Annotated in this window: 14 protein-coding genes; 4 read left to right on the top strand and 10 right to left on the bottom strand. The window is 67.5% G+C overall.

The window, feature by feature from the left end; all coding sequences use genetic code 11:
• Positions 1-73: 73 nt before the first annotated feature.
• A complete protein-coding gene (locus tag BO221_RS51505) occupies positions 74-3,763 on the bottom strand; it encodes a DUF3857 domain-containing protein (RefSeq protein ID WP_073568305.1) in 3,690 nt (1,229 codons plus the stop codon).
• Positions 3,764-3,988: 225 nt separating this feature from the next.
• Here BO221_RS51505 and BO221_RS51500 point away from each other — a divergent pair, with 225 nt between their 5' ends.
• Complete coding sequence (locus BO221_RS51500) at positions 3,989-4,276, top strand: DUF2087 domain-containing protein (protein ID WP_073568304.1); 288 nt, start codon at positions 3,989-3,991, stop codon at positions 4,274-4,276.
• 37 nt (positions 4,277-4,313) lie between these two features.
• Here BO221_RS51500 and BO221_RS51495 read toward each other — a convergent pair whose 3' ends face one another.
• The 5 genes from BO221_RS51495 to BO221_RS51470 all read right to left on the bottom strand — a co-directional run bounded on the left by BO221_RS51495 (position 4,314) and on the right by BO221_RS51470 (position 8,408).
• Positions 4,314-4,889: a hypothetical protein gene (locus tag BO221_RS51495; protein ID WP_073568303.1), complete on the bottom strand. Its 576-nt coding sequence runs from the start codon at positions 4,887-4,889 to the stop codon at positions 4,314-4,316.
• Positions 4,890-5,059: 170 nt separating this feature from the next.
• Positions 5,060-6,025 carry a hypothetical protein gene (locus tag BO221_RS54655; protein ID WP_143196185.1) on the bottom strand — a complete coding sequence of 322 codons (966 nt, stop codon included), beginning with the start codon at positions 6,023-6,025 and terminating at the stop codon, positions 5,060-5,062.
• A 409-nt stretch (positions 6,026-6,434) separates the two neighbouring features.
• Positions 6,435-7,277, bottom strand: coding sequence for an alpha/beta hydrolase (locus tag BO221_RS51480; protein WP_073568300.1), 843 nt, complete (start codon positions 7,275-7,277; stop codon positions 6,435-6,437).
• Between the two features lie 9 nt (positions 7,278-7,286).
• Entirely contained in the window at positions 7,287-7,592 is a 306-nt protein-coding gene (locus BO221_RS51475; protein WP_073568299.1) for a hypothetical protein, read from the bottom strand.
• 48 nt (positions 7,593-7,640) lie between these two features.
• Entirely contained in the window at positions 7,641-8,408 is a 768-nt protein-coding gene (locus BO221_RS51470) for a hypothetical protein (protein WP_073568298.1), read from the bottom strand.
• Positions 8,409-9,008: 600 nt separating this feature from the next.
• On the opposite strand from BO221_RS51470, the gene BO221_RS54650 reads away from it, so the two are divergent.
• Positions 9,009-9,812 carry a hypothetical protein gene (locus tag BO221_RS54650; protein ID WP_143196184.1) on the top strand — a complete coding sequence of 268 codons (804 nt, stop codon included), beginning with the start codon at positions 9,009-9,011 and terminating at the stop codon, positions 9,810-9,812.
• Between the two features lie 3 nt (positions 9,813-9,815).
• Positions 9,816-10,277, top strand: a complete 462-nt coding sequence (locus BO221_RS51460) for an immunity 26/phosphotriesterase HocA family protein (RefSeq protein WP_073568296.1) — start codon at positions 9,816-9,818, stop codon at positions 10,275-10,277.
• Between the two features lie 46 nt (positions 10,278-10,323).
• On the opposite strand, the gene BO221_RS55760 is transcribed toward BO221_RS51460, so the two are convergent.
• The gene (locus tag BO221_RS55760) at positions 10,324-11,019 is read right to left on the bottom strand and encodes a ComF family protein (RefSeq protein ID WP_073568295.1); all 696 of its coding nucleotides are present in this window, start codon (positions 11,017-11,019) and stop codon (positions 10,324-10,326) included.
• Between the two features lie 78 nt (positions 11,020-11,097).
• Here BO221_RS55760 and pfp point away from each other — a divergent pair, with 78 nt between their 5' ends.
• Entirely contained in the window at positions 11,098-12,453 is a 1,356-nt protein-coding gene (gene pfp / locus BO221_RS51450) for a diphosphate--fructose-6-phosphate 1-phosphotransferase (protein WP_073568294.1), read from the top strand.
• Between the two features lie 45 nt (positions 12,454-12,498).
• Here pfp and BO221_RS51445 read toward each other — a convergent pair whose 3' ends face one another.
• From BO221_RS51445 to gpmI, 3 genes are all read right to left on the bottom strand, one after another.
• Entirely contained in the window at positions 12,499-13,473 is a 975-nt protein-coding gene (locus tag BO221_RS51445) for a sensor histidine kinase (RefSeq protein ID WP_083682785.1), read from the bottom strand.
• A 179-nt stretch (positions 13,474-13,652) separates the two neighbouring features.
• Positions 13,653-14,276 carry a glutathione S-transferase family protein gene (locus BO221_RS51440; RefSeq protein ID WP_073568292.1) on the bottom strand — a complete coding sequence of 208 codons (624 nt, stop codon included), beginning with the start codon at positions 14,274-14,276 and terminating at the stop codon, positions 13,653-13,655.
• Positions 14,273-15,814 carry a 2,3-bisphosphoglycerate-independent phosphoglycerate mutase gene (gene gpmI, locus BO221_RS51435; RefSeq protein WP_073568291.1) on the bottom strand — a complete coding sequence of 514 codons (1,542 nt, stop codon included), beginning with the start codon at positions 15,812-15,814 and terminating at the stop codon, positions 14,273-14,275. Before gpmI ends, BO221_RS51440 begins: the two co-directional genes overlap by 4 nt.
• Positions 15,815-15,878 lie beyond the last annotated feature (64 nt).

Here is a 15,878-nt window from a genome sequence, read left to right as displayed (position 1 = left end):
TGCCAGGGCCTCACCACCCCGGCAACGAGGATACCCCGACAATCACCCGAAAGCGCGGAAACCCCCCCCGGTACTACCGTTCCGCGGTGGGGGAGGCGGGCCCGCGCAGGGTCACCTTGTGCGCGAAGGACTGATCCACCCGGCCGAGGAAGGCGCGGAAGGCCGGGTAGTCATCCGCGTTCACCCGGGCGGAGGTGAGGGCCACCTCGCCCTCGCAGAGCAGCTGATTGCCCTCCTGGCGGTAGGAGACGCGCACGCGGCCGAAGGGCGTCTGCTCCTGGTACGGGGAGGGGAGCTCGGCCACGCTGTAGCCCGGGGGCAGGGTGTAGCGGAAGGAGAAGCTATTGACCCAGGGGCCACTCATCACCAGGTCGAAGCGGCGCTCGGCGAGCGAGGCGTAGGACTGGGTATAGGAGCGGCCGGTGCCGAAGGGCAGGAAGCGCAGCTGGCCGGGGAGGGCCTCGGCGAAGCGGGGGATGGTCATCTTGAAGTCCACCTGCACGTCGTCATCCAGGCGGGTGGTGTCGTTGAGCTTCACGTCGTGCACGGTGAGGCCGGGGAAGCTCTGGGCCCAGGAGCGCTCGAAGGTGGACTTGCGCGAGGCCACGGCGCGGTAGGCGCGGCGGTACTCGGGCGCCATCTGCCCGCCCACGCTGGTGGCGCCGGCGGCCTCGGTGGTGCCGTCCGGGCGCAGCGTCAGGTTCATGGTGAGGCGGGTGGCGTTGTCCTCGGGACGCGCCTCGGGCGTGGTGGAGAAGGTGGCCTTGCCGTCCGGATCCACCACCAGCACGTTGGCCACGCGGTCCGCGCTGGGCAGCTCGCGCGCGCCGTGGAACTCGGCGGTGCCGTCCAGGTACAGGTCGAAGCCCGGCACGTAGACGATGGCGTGGTTGAAGGCGGCCAGGCTCGCCGGCTCCTCGCCAATGGCGCCCAGGTTGCGCATGCGCAGCAGCACCAGGCGGCTGTCCACGCCGGCCACCTTCAGCATGGCGTGGATGAGGCTCGCCTTGTCCTTGCAGTCACCGAAGCGGCGCGCCAGCACGCGGTCCACCCGGTAGGGCTTGAAGCCGTGGATGCCGAACTCGAGCGCCACGTAGCGCGTGTTCGTCACCACGAAGTTGTAGATGGCGCGCACCACGGCCTTCTGGTCCTTGCGGTCCACGCCCTGCAGCACGGTGTCCACCGTGCTGCGCAGCTCCTGGTTGGGGGTGAGCTGGTCGCGGACGAGGCCCCACCAGTAGCGGCCCACCTCGTCCCAGGTGCGGTAGGTGGACACGTGGAGGTTGGCGGCCACCTCGGCCCAGCCGGGCATGCCGGGCTCCGGCACCACCTTGGAGACGTGCTTGGCGCTCCAGCGGTAGAGGACGCTGCCGCCCTCCACGTCCTCGCGCGTGTGCGTCACGCCGGGCAGCTTCTTCTCGTTCCAGTAGAGGGGCCGCTCCTTGGGCATCTCCACGAGGAACTGGTACTGCACCTTGGGGTAGACGCCCTGCACGCTCTCCACGTCGCCCCAGTAGTCGGACAGGAGGTTGTCCTGGGCGGTGTCGTCCACGCGGTACTGCAGCTCCAGCACGTCGCCCACGGCGAGCGCGGGGAAGGAGAGCACCTTGGCGCGGGCGTCGTAGTACATGCCCGTCCAGGGCTCGTTGATGTTGCGATCGCTCTCGCCATAGCTGTCCACCACGGAGCCGTCCGGCTTGGTGATGCGGGCGCGGAGGACGCGCACCTCCTGGCGGTCCGGCGAGTAGGTGACGGGGTAGGTGCGGAAGGCGTCCACGCCGCGGGTGTTGAGCACCTTCACGGCGAACTGGTGGAGCCGGCCGGACAGGCCGCTCTTCTGCACGCGCACGTAGCTGGTGTCCACCAGGTACACGGCGTCCTCGAGGGCGTAGCTGTCGGCCTCCTTCATGAGGGGTTTGGTGTCGGTGAGGTAGCGGGCGCCGGTGCTGGCGGACTCGCCCTTGAGGGTGCGCACGGCCTCCTTGAGGGCGGGGTTCTGCGGGCGCAGCGCCAGCGAGCGCTCGAAGGAGGAGAGGGCCTCCTCACGGCGGCCGGCGGACAGCAGGGCGCGGCCCTCGCGCTCGTACACCTCGGGCTCGTCCGGGGAGAGGGCGCGGGCCTCGGCGAAGTGGGCGGTGGCCGCGTCGAGCTGGCCGTTGGCGGCGCGCAGCTCCGCCAGCTTCAGGCGGGTGGCGTTGTCGAAGGGGTCCAGGGAGAGCATCTGCGCGAACTCCCGCGCGGCGGCCTCCACCTGGCCCAGGTTCGCCAGCTGCGAGGCGAGCTGGACGCGGCTGTAGCGGTCGTCATGGCGCAGTGCGAGGGCCACGCGCAGCCGGGCGATGGATTCCTGGGGCCGGTCCACCATGCGGGCGGCGGCGGCGGCGTTGCGCACCACGCGGGGGATGCGGGGCAGGCGCTGGAGCGTCTCCTCCACCATCACCTGCGCGCGAGCGGACTCGCCGAGCATTTCGTAGGCGCGGGCGAGCGTGAGGCGGGCAGGGGCCGAGTCCGGGGAGAGCTCCACCACGGGCTTGAGCAGCTCGAGGACGCGCTCGGGGTGGCCGCGCTCCAGCTCGAACTCGGCGAGCGCCACGCGGGCCTGGGTGGAGGTGGGGTCGGCGCGCAGGGCGGCCTCGAGGAAGCCGCGGCGCAGGTTGAGGTCATCGCGGTGGGTGCTGGCGGCCAGCAACTGCAGGCGCACGTCCTGGGGGGCCTCGCGGGCGGCGCGGTCGGCCTCGACGGTGGCGGTGTGCTCGCGCTCGTCGAAGGCGCGGAAGAAGTCGAGCACCGTGGCGTACTCACCGCGCAGCTGGGCGTCCGCGGGGGCCTTGGCCACCAGCTCCTTGAGGGCGGAGGTGACGGTGGGCAGCGGCTGGGGCGCGGCGGAGGGGCCCTTGGTGAGGGCGGGGAGGGTGGTGGGGAGCGTGACGCGCATGCGGGCCACCGGGTCGCGGCGCAGGTAGAACCCGAGCGGGCCGGACTCCTGGCACACCTTGAGGAGGACGCGGTTGAGGCCCTTGCGCAGGCGCACGGAGACGCGCGACTGGTCGGGCCGGGGCGCGTTGTAGTGGTCGCTGCTGGAGACCTTCTCGCCATTCACCCAGAGGCGGAAGGCGCCGGAGGTACCCACGCCGAGCGCCACGCGCGTCTCGGCCGGGGCTTCCAGCCAGGTGAGGGCGTAGGCCACGGCCTCGCGGTTGGGGCGCACGGCGGAGGCCAGGTCGACATAGCCCTCGGTGGGGCCGGCGGCGAGCCGGCGCCAGGAGACCTGACGGCCCTTGGCACCGGGGTAGGTGGCGGAGAGGTCCAGGTTGGGGGCCTCGGGGCCGAAGTCGGTGTCGCAGCCGGCCTTGCCCTCGTTGTCGAAGCCGCCGACGACGTAGTAGTCGCCGATGAAGCCGAGGGAGGAGTCGTGGATTTCGGAGGACTTGTTGAGCCGGCCGCGCGAGCGCTCCAGGTCCATGAAGAGGAACCAGGCGGTGGCGCGGGTACCGGGGTCGGTGTCGCGGCGGGTGGCCACCTCGGCATAGGTCTTCACGAGGGGGGTGAGGTCCTCGAGGTCCTCGCGGAGGGTATGCAGCCGGATGAGATGGGCGGCGCCACGGGGGGAGGAGGCGAGCTTGAGAGCTTCCTCGGCCTGCTCGCGGGCGGCGGTGACACTGTTCTCGGTGGCGGCCCGGGTGAGGAGCGGGCAGGCGAACGTGAGCAGTGCAACGAGCCAGGTGGTGCGCGAGAGCACGGCGAGCGGTGGGGTACGGGACATCCGTGTTCCTCGTCCGTCGAAAAGGGTGCCGGGGGTGAGAGTCGGCGCGGGTGAACAGCCGGGCATCGGAGAGCCTTCCCCTGCATGCGACGTCATGGGCGGACAAGCAACTGAAATGTCGGCCGCCGGGCGAGGGAGTCGCCCCATCCGTTGGCGGGAGACGGATTCCCTCTCCCTCTGGGAGAGGGGTAGGGTGGGGGTCTACGAGGTTCTAGGAGGGTCTACATGGAGCCGACCGTCCCCACCGTCTCTGAGAAGCTCTCCCGCTACCTGGATGCCGAGGGGCGGCTGAAGGGCTGGCCCTCCAAGCGCTCGGACCAGCTCCAGGCGCTGGACTACCTGGCGGCCCGTCTGCCGGCGGGCGTGGAGTGGAGCGAGCGGGAGCTCAACGAGCTGCTGAAGTCCCTGCACACCTTCGGGGACTGGGCCCTGCTGCGCCGGGACCTCTACGACGCGCGGCTGCTCGATCGCTCGCTGGATGGCCGACGGTACTGGAAGGTGCCGCGGGCCTGATTCCCGAGGTGCTGGACGTCACGTCCACGCTGGAGCGTCAGAAGTTCTCGCGGACCTGAGCGAGCGTGTACTCCTTGTGAGTGGGAACGACAGGACCTGTCTTCTCGACGAGCCAGGCGGGAGCCCCTTGCGGCAGGTAGAAGTCCTCCTGGAAGGGAGACAGTCCCAGGTGCTGCAGGTAGTCCGCGAGCAGCTCGAAGGTGAAGCGGTCCCTCACTTTGCGAGCCTGGTACTGCTCCAGCTTTTCGAAGGGAAACGGCTCACCGGACTGACCGAAGACCCAGCGGCCGCCGTCATTGGAGGCATAGAGGGTACGCAGGTAGTTGAGCCAGTCCGTGCGCTGTGGGCCGTACACCTCCCACATCACAGCACCATAGCGGCCTTTGTCTTTGCGGAGGGTATGGGGCACCGCGACCACTCGCATGCCCCGGCAGCCCAGTGTCCGGGCCATATAGGACATGGCGCTCGCGGCATCTGTGCCGCCTCGCGTGTTCTCGACGTACGCCGTCCAGGGGCTGCGCGTTGGCATGAAGAGGTGACGCCGTGTCTCCGGACTGGTGAGGGGCAACAGGGTGGAGAAGGCCTGCTCCAGGGGCGCCGAAACCGGGTGCACCGCTACAGAGATGCCACGGGATGCAAGCAGCCCTCCCTGCCACGCCGCGAAAGCGCGGGCCGCGTGCTCCGCATCTGTCTCCAGAAATCCCATTTCTGAAGTAGTCGGTGCCCAGCGGTCCTCCAAGAGTAGTCCCTTCACGTTCTCGGTCATTAGGTGAGGCTCGTTCTTCAGGGGACGATCAGGAGGATGATCTCCGCGTCCGGGTCGTTGGAACTGATGCGCACTTGATGGCCGACACCACGGCCCGACGTAGGTGTGTCGTACTCCACATGGTAGCGGCGGCCGTTATAGTCGAACTGCAGGTCCGGTCGATTGGTGCCCACGCGCTGGACATTTTCCATCGTGACCTGCTGCTGGTTCACCCGGATGTTTTTCGCGCCCAGTTTCTGCAGGTATTCGATGTCCGTTTGGAGCTGTGAGTTCTGGGTGGGGCTGGAGCCGATAGGCCGGTTCGGCGGCAACTCCCGAGGTACTGTCGGTTTGACCGCTACATCCTGAGGCAGGCGTGGGCCAGGCACCACCTTCGGTGCCGGAGGGCTGCCTGAGAGCGCCTGCACCAGACTCGGCGATGGCTCGGGGATGCCTGGCGTTGGAGCGAGTGCCACGGGCGCGGATGCCGTAGGCGTGGGCGCAGGGGCCGAAGGGGGTTTAGCGGGGCCCGGTGCTGGTGGCCGCGATGCTGGAGCTTTAAACCCGCCTTCTCCTCGCTGGGGAAGTGGATGGAGTTCCGGTTCCGAGCCCACCCTCAGCACGCGCGAGAAGACGCCCTGCAGAACCTTGGTACCCGTCAGGGTCAACAACAGGACCTTCAATTCGTCCTGACGTGCTTGCGCCAGGAGCGTGCGCACCTCGAGCATCGTTCGCGCAATGCGAGGTGTGGTGGCCGGAGAGAAGAGGGTAGGCACGATGAGTGCGCCCCCTGCTCCGCGGTAATAGGCATACCTCGAGCGTTCGGCTTCGTGGGCACTGGCCGACAGGTCCGCCAGGGCGGCGGCCCGGTCCGGGTAGATGGAGGCCTGGAGTGGCTCGGCGCTCGTCAGTCCCAAATCTACATGGGACTCCGGCACGAGGACGGGCAGTGGCAGCCCCTCGCAGTAGAGGAGATAGCCGCCTGCGGTGATACCAAGGCCCACGGCTGTGACACGTCGTTCAACGAAGTCTCGATGCGAGCGTGGGTCGGCAGTCCGTTGAGAGACCCGGGGCAACTGGACGCCGCTGCGTCGCAGTTCCTCTTGCCGCTGAGGCGCGGGAGCTTCGAAGTCGACGTCGACGAGCTGCGTCCCGGAACTCGCCGGTTCTGGGCGGCTCTGGGCTGAGACAGGACTGTGTTGCCCGTACCACCGAGGGACTCTCGAGAGGGGCTGCGCGGCACATCCCGAGAGAAACAGCAGGAGCGCAAGCCTGCTCAACCCATGAGTCCGAATGACGGCGAGTCGCACGAGGCCACGATGCCGGATGCGCGTGGGCCTCTGAAGGACGTGAGGAGTAGATGGCCGGCGGTACTGGAAGGTGTCGCGGGCCTGAGGGCGTGTCCGGGTGGGTCTACGGCGTGCGGTTAGTGGCCTCGGGTGCGAACCACTTGCGCAACACCTGTGGCGAGGCCGAGCGGTAGATGTTGTCGTGGCGCAGGTCCGGTCTGGGCTCGTACTGCCACTTCAGCCCGGCCGGTGAGCTCGTGCGGAGCGTGTCCGCCATGCGCGTGACGGCGGGGACGATGCTCTCCTCGTCGGCCGAAGACAGGTACAGGGTGTTGCGCAGGTCAGGTTGGGCCTTGATGCGCTCGGCGGCCTTGCGCACCAGTTCCTCGCCGTTCCACCACAGGCTCGGGCTCAAGGCGATATAGGTGTCGAACAGCTTCGGCTGGAGGAAGAAGGTCTCGACGATGAAGAGACCCGCGAGGGACTCGCCGATGATGGCGGTCTCGTTCGTCACGCGATACCGGCGGCGCACCTGGGGCATCAATTCATCGCGGATGAAGTTGCGGAAAGCGGCCGAGCCGCCAACGCGCGGGGCGATCTTCCGGTCCTCTTCGACCTGGGTCGGACCGGTCATGTCACGGCGCCGCTCGGTGTTCTCGATGCCAACCACGATGAGTGGCCGCATCTCACCAGCGCGGATGGCGGTGTCGACGGTGGTGGCGACGTGCGGGAAGTCCTCCTGGAGGCCGCCATCGGGCATGTACAGCACCGGGTAGCGCGTGGACTTCTCCGCGTCGTAGCCCGGCGGCATGTAGACGTTGATGCGCCGGGTTTCCTTGAGCGCCTTGGACTCGAGGGTGAACGACTGGTGCGGCGGCACGGGCTCGGTGGCCTCCGCGCGGGCCGTCGAGCCAACGGCGATCACGACGAACAGAAACAGACCGGCCCACTTCATCGACTGTCGCATCACATCTCCTCAATCCGTGTTCAGCAAGTAGAGCAGCGACCCAAGGGTGAACGTCGCGGAGACGGCCACCACCCAGACGCCGAAGGCCGGCCATCTCCGTCGCACCATCAAGCCATAAGCCACGCCGAGCCCCACGATTCCCCCGAACAGGGCCCATTGCCAGGGCTCCCAGGGGTCGGTGACGACGTGCGGGTATCGGGCCCGGTCGTACTTCACTTGTCCCTGGTACCAGCCGATCCCGGCCACGAACCCACACACCGCGCCCGGCAACAGCCCGTGCAAGAGTCGGAGGTAGGGTGCTCCTCGCGCATGCATACGGCTCTCCGTGTGGGTCACTGTTTCGGATCTTCAGCGGGAGGTGGCTCACGGGGAGAGGGATTGAGGCGGTCGTGGAGCCTTCATGATCGGGATGTAGCACTTGCCCTGGTACTCGGCGTGATCCTCATCGCATGGCGGACGTCGTGCGATCTCTATCCAGCAGCCGCCATTGATCGCGACATGGTCCGCTTTGGTGCGGCAGGGCGGCCTGACCTGGTTCGAGAAGGGCTTGTCGGGAAGTGGGTATGCGATACCCGCTGCCGGGCGCTGTGCTTCACCGTCGATAAGGAATGAGGAAGTGACTCCCGCATCCGCCAACTCCGCGAGACCGGAAGAAGGCGGCGGTGAGGGAGGACCCACGGGACGGGTTCCCATGCCCCACCACAAGAAGCCGCCAGCCAGCACGAGCACGGCGAGTCCCGCGGCCACCAGTCCCCTGAGCCAGGGACGCTTCTCCCATTGGCCCATCGGCGAGCCGGTCAGGTGGGCGCGCATCCTGGCGTTGCTCCCCACGGCCTCGAGCGCCGCGAGCAGCAGGGTGAACAGGTCGGCCAGGTCGGCCAACCGGCCCGAGGCTGGCGCCTGCTCCACTTCCAGGGACATGAAGGGCGGCGTGCTCTGGAAGGAGGCGCGCACCCGCCAGTTCTTCTTGGGTCCCCAGGAAGGACGAGGCCCGGGCATCATCACCAGGGCGGGGGCGCCCGTCTGGACGTTGCGCGCCTCGTGGATGTGGCCCAGTTCCGCCGAGGCGTGCTTGTACCGTTTGCCGAGTTGGAACGGGCCCAACCTCTCGCCCTTCTTCGTGGCTGCCATGTGCTGTCCTCCTGCTCTTCCGTACCACGCCTCAGTGGCGTCAGCGGAAGCCCAGTGCGTCCGGATTCATACCACGGCGGAAGTCTCGTCCGAGGGGAGAACTCACGAGGTCATGGGCTCGCCCCGGCCCATCCGTTTGATGGGACTCGGGAGCAATTGTCGCTGCCAAGGGAGGTGGGCTCGCCTCTGTCGGCTCCGGCTTCGCCCCTGCTTGAGGGTGCCATCTATTCGGACGTCTACACGCGGACCGTATTGTATTCTCGAATCGAACTCTTTGCGGATGGAGTCAATGCCAGGAGGCGCTGCGTGTCACGCGGGTGGGCTGTGCTGCTCTGCATGTTTCTCGTGGGGTGTAGCGGCGCTGCCCAAGGCGTCCGTCACGCCACGGGTCCGCAAGTGCGCTGCGTTCATGTCCCGCGCCGTTACCTCGCGCCGGGGACACTGACTGAAGCGTCTCATCCAGCTCGCGCTGGCGTGGAAGTGGTGCCTGTATCGGCAATGCTGGGGGCGGCTTCGCCAGCGGCGCCGTTGACCTCACCCTCGTCATCTCCGTTGGAGGTGTTCTCTGGCGAGGGTTTGGGTAATGGCATACCACGCGGCGTGCTCCGGCTCGTGCCAGAAGGCGGCACTGCTGCTGGAGAAGTCGGGGCCGGTGGTGCGGCGGGAGAGCTCGTCGTCACTGGAGGCGCGATTGTCGCGGCAGCCGGTAGTGTGCTCTTGCTCTGCGTTACCGTCGAGGCGGCCGTGGATGGATCGGAGACCCCGATCGACATCGCGGACGAGTTTTACGGAACGCACTTCGGCGATGTGTCTGGGTGGGTCCAAGGCCAATATCCATCCAATGAACCCAACGGTGCGGTAACAGGGGCTTCCCAGGTCCAAACGGGACCGCTGTTCGCCCCGCTCGCTCCTCCCGGCGCGTCGCCAGAATCAGAACCCGGAAAGGACACCAGGAAAAGGCGGGGGCGCATCTATGTGACCTACAGGAAGCTCAACATGAACACCCACCGCTACTACCTGGGGCGAACCAGCATGGTTGTCGATCTCTCCAGGCCCCTCGAAGAACAGGCGGCTCTGGCCGTTATTTTTCGAGACATGCGCCATCACATCGACGAGACCGATGAACCCAATGGGGCTGTGTTCGATCTCGCGAGGGTTGATCAATTCGATATAGGGACGGCCATTGATTACGGTCGAAGATATGACGACGCCGCATACTGGCGGATTCGCGGAAGGGAGCAGCAGTTGATTGATTCCCATGGGGGCGCCCAATCCGACACGGGAATGCCCTATCGTACCGAGAACATCGTACGCGGTGTGGCGAAAGACAATCCGTGGGGCAGGCGGTTTCATGACGCGGCCACGGAGCGCTGGGGTCAACTTCATTCTTATACGGGGTATTAAGGCATGAAGAAGGTGCGCATACATAGACCGGGGACCTTTCTGAGAATTCCCCTTGCCGACGGGACTTTCGGTTATGGAAGGGCGCTTTCACGAGTGTTTGACGCTTTCTACGCATACAGGACTGAAAGCCCTGACTCGGACCTCGACCGGATCGCCTCCAAGCCAATCCTTTTCAAGATTGCTGTCCGTCATTTGGAGCCGGGCTCGTGGGAAGTCATTGGACGCAGAAAGCTCGAGGAGCCCCTGACTCAACCCATTGTTCAATTCAGGCAGGACGTGGGGAACTTCCGTAGCTGCACGATCTTCGACACCGTCGGCAATTCGAGAAGTGCCGAGCCCCAGGAGTGTGTCGGGCTCGAGGCGATGGCTGTTTGGGAACAGCACGGTGTCGAGAAACGCCTGCTCGATACCTTCATGGGGCGGCCCAATGCCTCAGTGGAGCACCTGAAGGTACGCCTGCAATAGGAAGTCGAGGCTGCTGCCCGGTCTTGGGAAGATGAGGGATGAGGTCCTATAGAGAAAAGGCCCTCGCCAGGGTGATGATCTCGACGCGAGTGGCCCCGGCCTCGCGGAGCGCGCTGGCGGCGGCGCGGACGGTGGCCCCCGTGGTGAGCACGTCGTCCACGAGGAGGAACTCCCGGCCCGCCACCGAGGGTGACGCGGTGAAGGCCCCGGCCACGTTCTGGGCGCGCTCGGCTTCGGAGAGCCCCACCTGACGCCGCGTCTCCCGGGCACGGCTGAGCAGTCCCACGGGCGCCTCGCGGCCCGTGATTCGCGCCAGCTCCCCCGCGACCAGTTGCGTCTGGTCGTACTTGCGCTCGCGGAAGCGCTGGTCGTGCAGGGGCAACGCGATGAGCACTGCGGGCGCCTGCTCGAGGAACTGGCGGCACTCGGTGGCGAGCAGCTCCGCGAGGGCGGGGGCGAGCTCCGGGTGGTCCTCGTACTTGAAGCGGTGGATGGCGCGAGCGACGGGGCCCTCGTGGGCGAAGGGTGCCCCGGCGCGGGTGAAGGGCGGCGGCGACAGGTGGCAGCGCGGGCACATGTCGCGGGGGAACTGTCCGGGCTCGGCGCAGGTGCGGCAGCGCGAGGGCGGGAGCCGCTCCACGGCGAGATCACACGTCTCGCAGAAGGCCGCGCGCACGGGCATCACCTTCGCACAGGCGATGCACGCGGGCGGGTAGAGCAGCTCGAGGAGCGAGGAGAGCACGGGGCGGGAGTTAATACGGATGCACGGGGACGGGGAAGGTGTCTGGACCTGAGACGGGTCTTCGGTTTGGATGGACCCATGAAGAAGCTCGCCATCGTCGTCGCCGGAGGACCTGCTCCGGGCATCAACAGCGTGATTGGAGCGGCCACCATCCGCGCCCGGCTCTCGGGTGTGGAGGTCATCGGCCTCCAGGATGGTTTCAAGTGGATCTCCGAGGGAGACCTCTCCCACGTCGTTCCCCTCACCATCGAGGACACCAGCCGCATCCACTTCCGCGGCGGCTCGTACATCGGCATCTCCCGCGCCAACCCCACCCGCTCCCCCGAGCACTTCCAGCGCACGCTCGAGGGACTCGAGAAGCTCGGCGTGGGCATGCTCATCACCATCGGAGGGGATGGCACCGCGACGCTCGCGCAGATCATCTCGGAGAAGACCCGGGGGAGCATCCGCGTGGTCCACGTCCCCAAGACGATCGACAACGACATCGACCTGCCCGATGACACGAGCACCTTCGGGTTCCAGACGGCGCGCCACGTCGGCGTGGAGATCGTCAAGAACCTGATGGTGGACGCGAAGACGACCCACCGCTGGTACTTCGTCGTGGCCCAGGGCCGCAAGGCGGGGCACCTCGCCCTGTCCATCGGCAAGGCCGTGGGCGCGACCAACACCGTCATCCCCGAGGAGTTCCAGAAGGGGTGCCCCGTCTCGTTCAACCATGTGGTGGACATCCTCGCGGGCTCGGTCATCAAGCGGCTGGGCTACGGACGCCAGGACGGCATCGTCCTCCTGGCCGAGGGCCTCGCGGACTGCATCGATCCCGTGGATCTGGCCAAACACACGGACATCCCCCGGGACCACATGGGCAACATCCACGTGGCGGAGATCAACCTGGGCGAGGTGCTCGAGAAGGCGGTGAAGGAGCGGCTCGCGGGCCTGGGCATCAAGGCCACGCTCATCACCAAGTACATCGGCTACGAGGTGCGCTGCGCGGACCCCATCCCCTTCGACATGGAGTACACGCGAGACCTCGGCTACTGCGCGGCCCGCTACATCATCGAGGGTGGCACCGAGGCGGTGGTGTCCATTGTCAACGGGCGCTTCCAGCCCATCTCCTTCCAGCAGATGAAGGACCCGTCCACGGGGCGGCCCCGGGTGCGGCTGGTGGACGTGGACTCGGACCGCTACAAGATCGCCCGGAGCTTCATGCTGCGGCTCAAGCGGCAGGACTTCGACAAGCCGGAGGAGTTGGCCCGGTTCGCCGCGGCGGCGAAGCTCACGCCGGAGGCCTTCCGCGAGCAGTTCTACCATCTGGTGAAGGACGAGCCCCAGGTGGCGATCGACGTGGAGATGGGTCTCTCCACCAAGGTGATGGATGCCGCCAAGGCGGTGGACGCCGCCAAGGCGGGAGAGCCGACGGGCGGCGAGGCGCAGTAGGGCAGGGGGATTGGCCTGGCCCCCGTGCACGCTCGGGCGTGGGGGTCAGGCGGCGCGGGAGATGAGCTCCTCCTGGGCCTCGTACACGGGGAGGGTCACGGTGAAGGTCGTGCCCCGGCCCACCTCGCTCCGCGCGGAGATTTCCCCGCCCAGCGCGGTGATGATGCCGTGGCACACCGAGAGCCCCAGACCCGTGCCCACGCCGACCGGTTTGGTGGTGAAGAACGGGTTGAAGATGCGCTCCAGGTTCTCCTGCGGGATGCCGCAGCCCGTGTCGCTCACCTCGACGACGACACTGCGGGAGCTGCTCATGCGGGTGGAGATGCGAATCTCATTCCGAGCCGCCTGTCCCGGCGAGATGGCATGGGCCGCGTTGACGAGCAGGTTGAGGAACACCTGGCACAGGCGCACCTTGTGTCCGTTGACGGGCGGTACCGCCACCAGCTCCTCCACCAGGGTCGCCCGATCCCTCAGCTCGTACGCCGCCACCTTCACCGCGCTCCGGAGGCTGGTCACGACATCCACCGGGCCGTTCTCCAGGTCGTTGGGGTGGGAGAGGACCTTGAGGTCTCGCACGATGAGGCTGACGCGCTCGGCGCCGTCGCGGGCGTCGGCGATGGCCTCGATCATCTCCTGCTGCTCCTCCGGCGTGGCGGCGCCCGCCGTACGGACCAGTTGCTGCTGCACGTAGTCGAGGTTGCCGATGATGAACGCGAGCGGGTTGTTGATTTCATGCCCCAGGCCCGCCGCGAGCTGGCCGATGGTGGCCAGCCGGTCCGCGAAGAGCAGCTGCGCCTGCGCGGCCTGGAGCTGTTTCAGGCTCTCCTGGAGCCGGGCATTGGCCTGCTCCAGCTCGCAGGTGCGCTGCCGCACGGTCTCTTCCAGCAGGGCGTTGTAGTGGCGCATCTCGCGCTCGGAGATCTCGGCCTCGGCCTTCAGCAGCCGGGTGCGGATGGCTTCCGCGCGCTCGGCGCGGCCCTCGATGACCGTGAACTGCCCGCCCATGCTTCGTGCCTTCATCGTGCTGACCTCGCGTACGGGACAGTCAGGTCTGGTGCGAGAGGCATGCCACCCTGCCTCCCGGCGAGGGAAGCGGAGGGCGGGGGCGGGGATGTGGCGTTTCGCCCCAGGGGCGGGCCCGGGGAGGTGCGGCATTCTGGGTGGGTGCGGCGATTCGCCACACCTTGTTTGAGGACCGATCAGCGGGCAGCGGCTGGCACGGCGTCAGTGATGCGGAGGTGTCCCGGCTGGGACTGGACCCGCTCGAACCAGGCGCGGATGGCCGGGTAGCGGGTCAGGTCGAAGCGTCCTTCTTCCGCCACGTGCGTGTACGCGTAGAGCGTGATGTCCGCGAGGCTGTAGCGCTCGCCCGCGAAGAAGGGGCGCTTCGCCAGCTCGCCTTCCATGACGTCCAGGGCGGCGTAGCCCTTCTGGATGCGCTCCTCGAGTTCGCGCTCCTTGCCGGGCGGGATGCCGAAGAAGGCGATCCACGCGCGGGCCACCGCGACGTACGGCTCGTGGCTGTACTGCTCGAAGAACATCCACTGGAGCATCCGCGCCCGCTCCAGCTTGTCCGTGGGGATGAACGGCGTGCCCTCCGCGAAGTACCAGAGGATGGCGTTGGACTCGGCGAGGAACACGCCCGGCTCAAGCTCCACGGTGGGCAGCTTGGCGATGGGATTCTTCGCCTTGAACTCCAGGGAACGGGTCCCATTGGGGCCCATTTCCGTCTCCACCGTCTCGAAGGGAATCCCGAGCTGGTGCAGCAGGAGACGGACCTTGTAGCAGTTGCCGGAGGGGTGGAACTGGTAGAGATTGATCATGGAATCAAGCCTAGCCGATTCATCTCGGAAGGCTTGGGCAGACCCATGACCTGGAGCAGGGTGGGGGCGATGTCCGCGAGGATGCCCGGGCGCAGCTTCTGCCCCCGGAAGTCCGGGTGGATGAGGTGGAAGGGCACCGGGTTGAGCGTGTGGGCCGTGTGGGGCTCGCCGGTGGCCGGGTCGCGCATCTGCTCGCAATTGCCGTGGTCCGCGGAGATGGCCATCACCCAGCCGTGCCGGGCACACGCCTGCCCCAGCAGCCCGAGGCACTCGTCCACCGTGGTGACCGCCTTCATGGCCGGCTCCAGCAGGCCCGTGTGGCCGACCATGTCCGGGTTGGCGAAGTTCACCAGCGCGAAGTCGTAGGCCCCCGACTCGATGCGCTTCACCAGCTCCAGGGTCACCTCGCGCGCGCTCATCTCCGGCTTGAGGTCGTACGTCTTCACGTCTCGTGGCGAGGGCACCAGGTGCCGATCCTCACCCGGGTACACCACCTCGCGGCCGCCGTTGAAGAAGAAGGTGACGTGCGCGTACTTCTCCGTCTCCGCGGTGCGGAACTGGCGCCAGCCGGCGTGCGAGAGGGACTCGGGGAAGATCTCACTCGGCTGGTCGGGCGCGAAGGCCACCGGCAGTCCGAAGGTCTCGTCGTACTGGGTCAGGCACAGGTACATGCCTACGTGCAGGCCGCCCCGGTCGAACTCCTTGAAGTCGTCGAAGGCAATGGCTCGCGTCATCTCCCGGGCGCGGTCCGCGCGGAAGTTGAAGAACATCACCACGTCGCCATCGCGGATGCGGCCCACCGGGGTGCCGTCGCCGTGGGCGATGACGGTGGGCTTGATGAACTCATCCGTCACCTTCTCCGCGTAGGAGGCACGGATGGCGGAGAGCGCATCGGGGGCCTTGGGGCCCTTGCCGTGGACGATGGCCTCGTAGGCGAGCTGCACCCGGTCCCACCGCTTGTCGCGGTCCATGCCGTAGTAGCGCCCGCCCACGGTGGCGATGTGGCCGGTGTGCGTCTCGCGCAGGAACTTCTCCAACTCCTCCACGTAGCCGAGCCCGCTCTGGGGCGGGGTGTCGCGTCCATCGGTGAAGGCGTGGACGTAGACGTGGGGGACGCCCCGCTCGTGCGCCGCCTTGAGGAGGCTGTAGAGGTGCTCCATGGACGAGTGCACGCCGCCAGGGGAAACGAGTCCGAGCAGGTGGAAGGCCTTGCCATCCGCCTTGGCCTTGTCGAGCGCGGCGCGGATGACGGGGTTGGCGGCGAGCTCCCCGGACTCGGAGGCGCGGTTGATGCGCACCAGGTCCTGGTAGACGATGCGGCCGGCGCCGATGTTGGTGTGGCCCACCTCGGAGTTGCCCATCTGCCCCTCGGGGAGACCGACGGCCAGCCCGGACGTCTGCAGCTCCGTGTAGGGAGTGCCGTTCGTGAGCGCGTCGAGGCGCGGGGTGCCGGCGAGGGCGATGGCGTTGTCGTCGCGTTCCTGGCGGACGCCCCAGCCATCGAGGATGCAGAGCAGGACTTTGTGCTTGGGCTTCATGCCGGAAACCTAAGGGTGGGTTTCCGGAGGTGGAGTGGGGGGAGGCGAGGGGGGCGCGGGCGCT

It is taken from the genome of Archangium sp. Cb G35, assembly GCF_001896145.1.
GTDB classification, from domain to species: domain Bacteria; phylum Myxococcota; class Myxococcia; order Myxococcales; family Myxococcaceae; genus Archangium; species Archangium violaceum.
Note: the sequence above shows the minus strand (reverse complement) of the source record. Positions and strands in the feature narration are given on the sequence as shown.

Excerpts from the sequence above, each read along its gene's own strand:
- BO221_RS51475 (WP_073568299.1), bottom strand. The coding sequence starts at position 7,592 with ATGCATGCGCGAGGAGCACCCTACCTCCGACTCTTGCACGGGCTGTTG.
- gpmI (WP_073568291.1), bottom strand. The coding sequence starts at position 15,814 with ATGAAGCCCAAGCACAAAGTCCTGCTCTGCATCCTCGATGGCTGGGGC.
- BO221_RS51440 (WP_073568292.1), bottom strand. The coding sequence starts at position 14,276 with ATGATCAATCTCTACCAGTTCCACCCCTCCGGCAACTGCTACAAGGTC.
- pfp (WP_073568294.1), top strand. The coding sequence starts at position 11,098 with ATGAAGAAGCTCGCCATCGTCGTCGCCGGAGGACCTGCTCCGGGCATC.
- BO221_RS51460 (WP_073568296.1), top strand. The coding sequence starts at position 9,816 with ATGAAGAAGGTGCGCATACATAGACCGGGGACCTTTCTGAGAATTCCC.
- BO221_RS51480 (WP_073568300.1), bottom strand. The coding sequence starts at position 7,277 with ATGCGACAGTCGATGAAGTGGGCCGGTCTGTTTCTGTTCGTCGTGATC.
- BO221_RS51470 (WP_073568298.1), bottom strand. The coding sequence starts at position 8,408 with ATGGCAGCCACGAAGAAGGGCGAGAGGTTGGGCCCGTTCCAACTCGGC.
- BO221_RS51445 (WP_083682785.1), bottom strand. The coding sequence starts at position 13,473 with ATGAAGGCACGAAGCATGGGCGGGCAGTTCACGGTCATCGAGGGCCGC.
- BO221_RS51500 (WP_073568304.1), top strand. The coding sequence starts at position 3,989 with ATGGAGCCGACCGTCCCCACCGTCTCTGAGAAGCTCTCCCGCTACCTG.
- BO221_RS51505 (WP_073568305.1), bottom strand. The coding sequence starts at position 3,763 with ATGTCCCGTACCCCACCGCTCGCCGTGCTCTCGCGCACCACCTGGCTC.